This is a genomic window from Salidesulfovibrio brasiliensis JCM 12178, from assembly GCF_001311825.1.
In the GTDB taxonomy this organism is placed as follows: Bacteria; Desulfobacterota; Desulfovibrionia; order Desulfovibrionales; family Desulfovibrionaceae; genus Pseudodesulfovibrio; species Pseudodesulfovibrio brasiliensis.
Genome location: NZ_BBCB01000001.1, coordinates 217,010 through 226,614 on the forward strand (window position 1 = coordinate 217,010; position 9,605 = coordinate 226,614).

A 9,605-nucleotide genomic window follows, 5' to 3' on the forward strand; every position below is an offset into this window, starting at 1 on the left:
CAGAAAGGATCACAACGTGAAATCATAATAATGATGACAAAAGAATATAAAGGGTTCTGGCTCCTGATTCTACTTACGGCACTCTGGGCCATTTCCGGATGCGGAGACCAGAAAATACGCCTTGGCTTCGTGGGGCCACTTAGCGGCAAGATGAGTGATCTCGGCATTCAGGGTCGCAACGGTGCCCTGTTGGCTATTGACACCATTAACGAGCTTGGAGGCGTGAACGGAAAGCAGCTTGAGCTGATTGAAATGGATAATGAAGGTGACAAGAATGCTGCCCGCAAAGCTGTAAAACGGCTCTGCGAAGAAGAGGTCAGCGCCGTCATCGGTCCCATGACAAGTTCCATCGCCATGGCGCTTCTGCCGACAATGAACGATTGCGGCATCCCGTTTGTCTCTCCAACCGTCTCCACGCCGCACTTAAGCGGCAGCAAGGACCTCTTTTTCCGTGTCCAGCCGGAAAACACGAACTGGGCGGACGGCCTTGTTCTCTACCTGCTCAACCAGAGCGACGTGAAAACCCTCGCTCTGGCTGAAGACGTGGACAATGCCGATTATACCTTCACTGCCAACGACGCCGTGGCCAAACGTTTTATTGATGCAGGCGGTCATATCCTCGCCAGAGTCCAGTTCTCCGGCAGCGACAGAAATAGCTTTGGCGTCATCAAGAAGGCGCTTAAGGCAACTCGCCCGGATGGACTGGTTGTCGCCGCTTCAGCAAGAGATGTGGCCGCACTGGCAAAAATGGTACGCCCCGATTTTCCAGAGCTTGTGCTGATAACGCCGGCCTGGGGAAGCACCATCGAACTGGTGGAACTGGGAGGAAAGGCCGTGGAGGGGCTGCTGAGCGTTGTAAGCTACGCTGAGGACAGCCAATACGCAGACTTTATCGAGTTCAAACGCAGATATAGGGAACGGTTCGGGATTGCACCCAACTTTGCGGCGGCCAGAGCTTACGACACAGTGCTGCTCATCACCTCAGCTCTCAAGAAGGCTGACGGCGACCCGGCATTGCTCGTGCGCCATCTGGCCCCGACACTCAAGGTGCCGGGCGTGGCGGGCCCATTCACCGTCAACGAATTCGGAGACGTCAAGCGGCAGGTGTATGTCCAGAAGATAGAGAACGGTCGGCTCAAGACCGTTGAACTGCGTTGAGAGTCTCCTCCGGGAGTTCGCCGTCCTGTGCGCGGTCGAGCAGCATGTCTGCAAGAGCCTGATACTTTGAGCCGTGTACTTCAGGAAGGCACTCATCGGACATGAGTGTCCAGATGAACCGGGCAATGGCGGAACTGCACACCGCAGTATGCCTGTTATGCGCCGCGGCCAATGACTCTCGAAGGGTCAGGGAAAAATCCGGATCGCCGGTGAAATCAAAGACGATATCAATTGCCATCCCAAGATCGACCAGCCCCTGCATGTCAACGACGTCTATGCCGTTTTCCAAAGCGAGAAGCTTGCCTGCGGTGTCGTCTCGCTCCACCACGCAGCGAATCCCAATCCGCTCATCATCCTGCTTCAAGACTTGCTGCAGGAAACATGTTCCCACTCTTCCGAGACCGGCAATGGCCAGATTGTGTTCCTTCATCCGCTTTCCCCTTTTCGTTATGTCCCTTCTGCCCGCCTGTTTAATTGCACTAGTCAATATCAGGTAATGCCCCCGAAGCAAAGAGGGAGGAGAAAGACATGCAAAGATCAAAAAAAGAAATGCAAGCTACCAAGTGCGATAGCCGCCCGGCAGAACGAAAAAATCCACACGGCGGTTGATTTGGCGGTTTGCCTCAGTGGTGCTCGGCAAAATTGGCTTGGCACTGGCGTACCCTACGGCCTTCAACCGCTCGGGCTTGATGTCGGAATTCGTGATTATCCAGCGTAAACAGGCAGCGGCGCGCGCTGCGGAGAGTTCCCAGTTGGACCTGAATAAAAACTCCGGCTTTTCTCCATCCGTATGCCCGCGTATGACGCAGTTGAAGTCGGGATACTTGTTCAACACATCCACAACCCCCATGAGAACACGCTTTGCCTGCCCGCGGTCAAGCGTTGCAGATCCTTTGGGAAACAACGCCGCATTGCTTACCCGAAGCATGACACCGGATTTTTCCGAGCTGACGCGAGCGCTCTTTGTCAGGTCCTTGGCACGTATGTATTCCTTCATGCGCGTGCCGATCTCGACAATCTGACGACTCTGGGATTGACGGTCCTCGAACTTGAGTTGCGCCTGAGCGTAGGGGATATTGTTTGACGCCATATCCTCCTTTTGTACACCCATGGCCTGCTGGATAGCTCCCATCAACACCTTGAAGTTATTGATGTCTTGTGAAGTAAAGGACAGCAACAGGACGAAGAAGCACAAAAGTAGCGTGACCATGTCCGCAAACGTTGCCATCCACGGAGGGATCCCCTCATCCGGCGGAGGCGGTTCCATCTCCCTCTTTGGCGGCGGAGGCGGTTCGGGCGCTTTTTTCTTGTCAGGGGGTGCCATGAACCTTCCCTACCAGGCGTCACGCTGGGGCATGTGCAGATAGAATTCCACACGCTGGTTTTTCAGGCGATTTTCATCGGAGGTGTTCGGCTCCACCGGACGGGTGTCCGCATATCCCACGGCCTTGGCCCGGTTGATGGAAAACCCGCCTTTTTTTAGAATGTAATCCAATGCCACCGCAGCGCGTGCAGCGGAAAGCTCCCAATTTGAGGGGTAGACTTTTGAATTGACGGGCCTATCGTCTGAATGTCCACGCACGACGAGATTGAGTTTGTAGTCCTTGAGGAGCTGCACGATCTTGTTGAGCACTTTTGGCGCGTCCGAACGAAGCTGTGCCGTATTTGGCTCGAAAAGACGGCGCATCTGCGTGCTGAAGACCACCCCGTCACGATCCGAGGTGACGCCGGTGCCTTCAAGAAGCTCACCGTCGTCATCCTCGAAAAGCGATTTTATGCGCATGATGACCCCGAGAAGCAGCCGCTCGTCCTGCGAGATGCGGGCCATTGCCTTTTCCGTTTCCTTGCTCGTGGTGTTGATGAGTGAAAGGTCTTCGGACTTGGCACGTACTTCCGTCACCCCGAAAGCATCCTTGACCGACCCCATGGCATCTCGAAACTTCTCAACATTTTGGTTGGCAAAGGACAAAAGCAGGACGAAAAAGCACAGCAGCAGCGTCACCATGTCGGCAAACGTCGCCATCCATGCGGGCAATCCCTCTTCCGGTGGGGGGCCCTTTGGCTTTTTGCGGGGCTGAACAGCCTCTTCGGACATGCTTTTCTCCTGCCGAAAGCGTTAGCTGGATTCCTCGCGAAGAGCGGGAGCAAGAAACGCCTGCAACTTTTCCTTAACCACCGTGGGATGATCGCCCTTTTGGATCGACGAGACGCCTTCAATCATAATCTGCATGTACAGCGCCTCTTCCTCGGAACGATCCTCAAGTTTTTTGGAAAGAGGGAGAAAAACCACGTTCGCGAGCACTGCTCCGTAGAAAGTGGTCAGCAGCGCGACGGCCATTGCCGGGCCGATTGACGCCGGGTCTTCGAGATTCTGGAGCATGTTGACCAGCCCAATAAGCGTGCCGATCATGCCAAATGCAGGAGCATGGTGCCAAGCCCCTTGAACACGCCCTGCCCCATGCGGTGGCGCTGCTTCATGAAATCAAGCTCAATCTCCATGACCGAACGTACAAGCGCTTCACTGGAGCCGTCCACGACGAGCATGACGCCTTTTTTGAGGTACGGATCATCAATGGCAACCTTTTCAAGAGCAACGAGGCTCTCCCGGCGGGCAGTATCCGCCAACCCGGATATGGTGCGAATGACGTCGTTCGGGTCAGGAGCCTTGAAAAGCAGGGTCTTCATGCCGACCTTGAACGTGCCGACCACCGCCTTGAGCGGAAACATGACGAAAACAGAAGCGAACGTCCCGCCGATGACCACAACTACTGACGGTACGTCAACAAATCCGCCCGGGTTGCCACCGAGGATGATGGTGGCAACAATAAGTCCGAACCCTCCGACAATACCAATTAAGGTTGCTATATCCATAAATTTGCTACTTTATCGCGCTGAATCGCCGACTTTGACTTCCCCATCTTCATAATAAAAATAAACATCGTTCATATCCTCGCGAACCTTGTAGTACGCGGGACCGATGCTTATTTCGACGCCGGAACGAACGCTCCCCGGCACGAGCACCTTGCACTCATGCAGCTTTTCCGTGCGTCGAATCCCCTCCCACAACCGAGCGCGCTTGCTACGGTACATTTCGATTTCCTCGCGAAGCTGCTCTATCTTCGGACCATGCTTCTTTGCGAGGAACCCTCCCTTTTCCCTTTGATTCTCGCTATGCTCAAGCTCACGGCGCAGGCGGCGAAGCTCTTCATGCAACTGGTTGTCGGCATACAGCATTATGGGGTGATAGCCGAGCAGGATCGTCATGTCGGCATCAAGCCCTCCCCCGAGCTTCTCGCCGACGTAAACGTACTTGTGACAATAAACATCAGCGCCTTGCATTCTACCGCCCACAGCAAGACGTTCACCACAAAAGACCTTGCTATGCATGAGCGATCCCCGGACGAGCAGGTTACCCTTGCATTTGAGCGTTGCAAATTCGGCAAATGACAGGCGCATGTTGGCACCAGCTTCCAGCAATGCCTTGCCCTGCCCCTTAACGCCGCCTCGGCAACTCAACTCCTTGAATGCGTGGACGCTGGCGCCCTCGACCTGCCCCTGTATATCGATCTCGCGGGCTTGAATATTGAACCCAGCCCTGACGGAACCGTACACGTTGAGCTTGCCGACAAACGTTACGTTCCCGGTATTGTAGTCGACGTCGCGACGGACGTTCAGGGTCTCCTTAACGGTGATCCGGTCTTCCTGATAGAGAACATAACCGTTCGTCGCTGCAAAAAGCTTGTCTGGATCGTTACGTTTTAGCCCGGTGCCCCTTCCGGCCGGGAATTTCTTTTCCTCAAAAAGGAAGCGCTGGTCATATTCAGCAATATCTTCCTCGGCAACCTCCGCCCATTCGGCAATAACCTGACCTTCCACGACGTTTTGAACATAGTTCAGTTCGTAGTGATCCACACTCCCATCCTCGTTCTGAGTCGGACGAAGCTTCATGTAATCGAAGTCTGGATCAAAGTAATGCTTGAGAAAAAAGGGCATTATTCACGAGCCTTTGCTTTCACAGTAACCGCCACACATGCCGGATTATCGGTAACAGTATGGGTGTATTTGAAAAAATGGCACCAGTCAACGGCGTTAGCCTTTGACCACGTTGGCATCCAACCATCGCAACCAACCGTTGAAACAAGAAAAGGCCCGCTTGAGCAGGCCTTTTGCATTTGGTTCATTCCTGTGCCGGGAAATACAGTGGTATAGAGTTCCTTGTCTCCAGACGGTGGTAGCGGGTTGCTTCCTTCATCGGTTCATCCCAACGCCATCGAGCTCGCTTCTTCATCATGTCATACGTCGATACGCCGGTGAACAAGGCGAATGCGAGCATCAGAATCAACAGTCTCATCAATTCCCTCCGGTAAGATTTTCCGATGCGCCAGTCTAGCAACAACCGTTCCGAACCACTTGTGCTCCACAAAAAAAAGCGCCATACTCCCTTCATGGTTCACCACTATAAAAATATGTAAAAGCAGGTGGTTAAAAAATGTCTAAATTTTGTCTTGCACTCTTGACCTGTCTGTTGCTCTCCTTTCCTGCGCTGGCCGGTGCCGAGGGTATGGCACTGGATGAAGCCTCCGGCCAATATGGAGCCGCCCTCAAGCGAAGCGCGAGCCTCGCCAACAAGGCATTGCCTCTCATCCAGGAAATAGACCGAGTCAATGAGGCAGCCTCGAAGGTTGGCCAAACTCCAAAAGAGTATCTTGACGAAAAAGATTTTCAAAAATACGACGCCGCCCGCTCTGAACTGCATCAACTCTATTCGCTGCAAGCATATGAAAACGCTTTCACCCGGGACATCGCCGTCCTCAACAAGCTCTACGAAACGGCCCTCATGCTCCATGGCATTCGAGCCCAGTACGTCATTGAATCAGGAACTGCCGCAGGCTTTGAAGGTGTCTTGAACGAGCATATGAAAACCCTTTCCAAACAGGACCGCTTCTATCTGAAGCTCCTCAAGTATATTGAAAAACTCGTTCCCGCTGAGTCTGCACCGGATGTAAACTAGGAAAATTCAGCCCACCCCCTTAAGAATTGCCGGCATCCTGCCGATTGAGCAGGTAACCAAAAACTTTTTTTGGGTTATTCATGCAACCAGGGAGGGAAGATCATGAATTTCCCTGAAATCCACACAGACGTCGGCAAAAAGGCAAAGTTTGAAGACCATCAACCGCTCAGGAAGAGCGAAATGACGGTCGCGACACCTCAACACGCGGATGCGCGCAAGACACGGGAAACCGTACAGGAAAAAGAATCAGCCAACGCATCCGGCGACCAGTCCTTTTCGAAGAAGCAGGCCACCGAGCTTGTGCGCGAAATGGAAGACAAGTTGCGTGAAATGAACGTCAATGTTTCCTTCAACGTTCACGAAGACCTTGACACCGTTCAGGTTGAGTTGCGCGATGGAGAAGGAAACGTGGTCAAGAAGATACCCAGTGACGAACTCGTCAAGCTCTCGCAGAACATCAAGAGCGGACGCCTCTCCGGCGCGCTCGACCTGAACTCCTGATCGCCGCACTCTCCTTGCCATTCCGCCTCCGATGATGCATAATACAAGCAATCATCGGAGGCTTGACCATGGATATCAGTCTTTCCAACAACAGCATACAGGCCATGGGCTACGATGCCCAAACCAAGCCGGTGGAGCTCGACGCTCCATTCATGCAGTCAGAAGCATCCAACCTCGACGGAGCCCGCACCAAGACGGACACTCCCGAAGTTGAAACCGCGCCCAAGAATACCGGTGAAACGTTCGACGCGACAAGCAATGCCCAAACCCAGAAGCTCAATTCCATGTTTCTGGAAACCGGCATAGGCTCCATAACCGAACGACTCGCCTGACGCGGAGAAGCGGCACCATGACTAAACTGCTCTATGTAAAGGGGTCACCCAGAACCCAGCGCTCACACTCGATCGAAGTAGCAAACGCCTTCGTCAAGGAGTGCATTCGCATCAACCCCGACATCGAAGTGCTTGAACGAGACCTCGGCACCATGGAGCTGCCCGAACTCGATGAAAAAACCCTCAACGGCAAATACAACATCATGCACGGCCGCGACTTCTCCGAAGAAGACCGTCAGGCATGGGCCAAAGTCGAAGCCGTCATCGAAGACTTCAAAGCCGCGGACAAATACCTCTTCGCAGTACCCATGTGGAACTTCAACGTCCCCTACAGACTCAAGCACTACATGGACGTCATCGCACAACCCACCTACACCTTTACCGCCAGCCCCGAAGGCTACAACGGACTAGTAGAAGGCAAAGCCTGCGTAATCTACGCCCGCGGCGGCAACTACCCCGTTGATTCAGCCATAAACTTCCAGGGACCCTACTTCCACTTCTACCTGAACTTCATCGGCATTACCGACATCACCACCATCGAAGTCCAGCCCACCATCGCAGGCGGCCCCGAAGGACTCGCCTCCGCCAAAAGAAAAGCCCTCGCAGAAGCAACCGAATTCGCACAAAGCTTCTAGCAGCATAAGCAATCCCCCCACTCGCTCTTTGCAGTACTGCAAGGGCGTTTTTTTCTGCCTCCGGCGGGCAGGGCGCTGCCCTGCACCCGCCAAAGGGGATAATCCCCTTTGGAATCCTTGGGTTGTCAGACAACTTGAAGTGCCCGGAGAAATGCACTTCGTGACATTTATCCGGGCACTTCAAGCTGTCTGACGGGGTTTTTTAGGTTCAGGCTGCTGGGGGAACAGGGAGGAAAAACAAAGCCATCCTCATGGAAGCCTAAAAGTCAATTTTCAACTGCAGTAAGCCCAAAAGAATCTCCATCTTTCTTCTTCCAAAATTGTCCTATCCCCTGCCCCACCTATTCGTCGCATCTTCCACGAAGCCAACTCATCTCAACCAGACCACCACTCAACCCAATCACTACACTAGCCTCAAAATATACCATCAGCGTGGGCAACGCCCAGCCAAAAGGTTTTGCGGAGGGGAGATGGGATGGGGAGTCTGAGGGGAAGGGAAGAGGGGAACCGCTTTTGCAAAAAAGGTTCACCGCATTTCTTAAAAGCTAGGGGCTGCCAATATTTCCAATAATGGCAGCCCCTTCTTTTTAATATTCCTTCTTGATTCAAGGCAGGTTTTGCAGTTTTTGGGCAATAATCCACACATGATTTCCCACATATCCTACGTTCAGAGCAGGATGATTCGGTTATTTATCGAGTACAGAGCCAAGGTCCACCTAGGTCCACGCTCCCTTGAATGCCATTTTTATGGCATCACAGCCCAAAGCCCAATATAACACCCCTAAATAACGTGACCTTTCCCCGAGTTCGCTGTGGTTTGAGCTTAATGTGCATCGTGTGCATGACGTACCTGATTCAATGGGTTACCCATAGTGCTGCTGGGTTTTGTCCCACAAAAGGGCCACAAATAATGTCCGTCGTCCACTTGTGTTTGATAATAGCTTTTCATATGTTCAATCTTTACTACATTATCCCATAGTATTGGAGGCCATGTGAAGAATACGGGAACGCGAAATCCGAGTTGGAGTCGAGACGAATTGATTCTTGCCTTGGATTTATATTTTAGACATAACCCTGCCCATATCAGTAAAAACCATCCAGAAATAATAAAACTTAGTGAAATACTAAACAAACTTCCAATCCATGATGACAAACCAAATATTAAAGTATTCCGTAACACTAATGGCGTTTACATGAAGTTATGCAACTTTCTTCGCCTTGACCCTAAGTACAAAGGAACAGGACTAAAATCTGGAGGCAAGCTTGAAGAAAAAATCTGGGATGAGTTTTCACAAAAGAAAGAAGAACTATCACAAATATCTAAATTAATAATAAACAATTACGATTCGCTTGACATAAAAACTCTCGCAACATCAGAGCTTAATAGTGAATTTGGTATGCCTGAGGGTAAATTAATAACAAGGTTACACAAATCAAAAGAAAGAAGCAGAGCACTAGTAAATAAAAAAAAGGAACAAGCATTAAGAAATGAAGGGAATTTACAGTGTGAGGCTTGTGGCTTTGATTTTTTAAAAAGTTATGGGTCATTAGGAAAAGGCTTTATTGAATGCCACCACACTACGCCTATTTCTATGATTGCTTTGGAAACCACGACCAAGCTAAAGGATTTGGCCCTTGTATGTTCAAACTGTCATCGAATGTTACATCGAATTCGCCCTTGGCTTACAATCGACCAGCTTAAAAATATTATGAAGCAAAATACGAGCAAAGACAATCAAAGCTAACGGCAGTGGAAATTGTCATTTCCAGGAATCAAGTACCTCGTCACCGTCGCCCTCATCAATAAAGGCATAAGCGTTCTGGTCAGGACCGGATAAGAGCTAAGAATCCGCCATAAAGTGGCTTGGCCTGGAACAAACCGGTGATCGTGCCACCCTGTCGAACGGCAAAGGTTGCCGAAAACACGCCCTACCCCAAAAAAACATATCCCACAGACTTGCATTTCGC

Annotated in this window: 11 protein-coding genes and 1 pseudogene; 7 read left to right on the top strand and 5 right to left on the bottom strand. The window is 51.6% G+C overall.

Annotated features, from left to right (window positions below; translation table 11 throughout):
- Positions 1–30 precede the first annotated feature (30 nt).
- Positions 31–1,158, top strand: a complete 1,128-nt coding sequence (locus JCM12178_RS01125) for an ABC transporter substrate-binding protein (RefSeq protein ID WP_054648138.1) — start codon at positions 31–33, stop codon at positions 1,156–1,158.
- Here the strand turns inward: JCM12178_RS01125 and JCM12178_RS01130 are convergent.
- From JCM12178_RS01130 to JCM12178_RS01150, 5 genes and pseudogenes are all read right to left on the bottom strand, one after another.
- Positions 1,136–1,588 carry a hypothetical protein gene (locus JCM12178_RS01130; protein ID WP_054648139.1) on the bottom strand — a complete coding sequence of 151 codons (453 nt, stop codon included), beginning with the start codon at positions 1,586–1,588 and terminating at the stop codon, positions 1,136–1,138. The genes JCM12178_RS01125 and JCM12178_RS01130 overlap by 23 nt on opposite strands.
- Positions 1,589–1,714: 126 nt before the next feature.
- A complete protein-coding gene (locus JCM12178_RS01135) occupies positions 1,715–2,482 on the bottom strand; it encodes an OmpA/MotB family protein (protein ID WP_245628535.1) in 768 nt (255 codons plus the stop codon).
- Between the two features lie 9 nt (positions 2,483–2,491).
- Complete coding sequence (locus JCM12178_RS01140; protein WP_054648140.1) at positions 2,492–3,253, bottom strand: flagellar motor protein MotB; 762 nt, start codon at positions 3,251–3,253, stop codon at positions 2,492–2,494.
- Between the two features lie 21 nt (positions 3,254–3,274).
- Positions 3,275–4,029 (bottom strand): annotated as a pseudogene (locus JCM12178_RS01145) (motility protein A).
- A 12-nt stretch (positions 4,030–4,041) separates the two neighbouring features.
- The gene (locus tag JCM12178_RS01150; RefSeq protein ID WP_245628537.1) at positions 4,042–5,070 is read right to left on the bottom strand and encodes a FapA family protein; all 1,029 of its coding nucleotides are present in this window, start codon (positions 5,068–5,070) and stop codon (positions 4,042–4,044) included.
- Positions 5,071–5,130: 60 nt separating this feature from the next.
- Between JCM12178_RS01150 and JCM12178_RS18110 the strand changes: the two genes are divergently transcribed.
- From JCM12178_RS18110 to JCM12178_RS17505, 6 genes are all read left to right on the top strand, one after another.
- Complete coding sequence (locus JCM12178_RS18110) at positions 5,131–5,367, top strand: hypothetical protein (RefSeq protein ID WP_157054649.1); 237 nt, start codon at positions 5,131–5,133, stop codon at positions 5,365–5,367.
- A 280-nt stretch (positions 5,368–5,647) separates the two neighbouring features.
- Positions 5,648–6,169, top strand: a complete 522-nt coding sequence (locus tag JCM12178_RS01155; protein ID WP_157054650.1) for a hypothetical protein — start codon at positions 5,648–5,650, stop codon at positions 6,167–6,169.
- A 102-nt stretch (positions 6,170–6,271) separates the two neighbouring features.
- Positions 6,272–6,670, top strand: a complete 399-nt coding sequence (locus JCM12178_RS01160; protein ID WP_054648143.1) for a flagellar protein FlaG — start codon at positions 6,272–6,274, stop codon at positions 6,668–6,670.
- A 68-nt stretch (positions 6,671–6,738) separates the two neighbouring features.
- Positions 6,739–7,002 (top strand): hypothetical protein, encoded by a 264-nt coding sequence (locus JCM12178_RS01165; protein ID WP_054648144.1) that lies wholly within the window; start codon positions 6,739–6,741, stop codon positions 7,000–7,002.
- Positions 7,003–7,019: 17 nt separating this feature from the next.
- Positions 7,020–7,637, top strand: coding sequence for an FMN-dependent NADH-azoreductase (locus JCM12178_RS01170; RefSeq protein ID WP_054648145.1), 618 nt, complete (start codon positions 7,020–7,022; stop codon positions 7,635–7,637).
- Positions 7,638–8,629: 992 nt separating this feature from the next.
- Positions 8,630–9,382: an HNH endonuclease gene (locus tag JCM12178_RS17505; RefSeq protein ID WP_083465666.1), complete on the top strand. Its 753-nt coding sequence runs from the start codon at positions 8,630–8,632 to the stop codon at positions 9,380–9,382.
- The last annotated feature ends 223 nt before the right edge of the window (positions 9,383–9,605 follow it).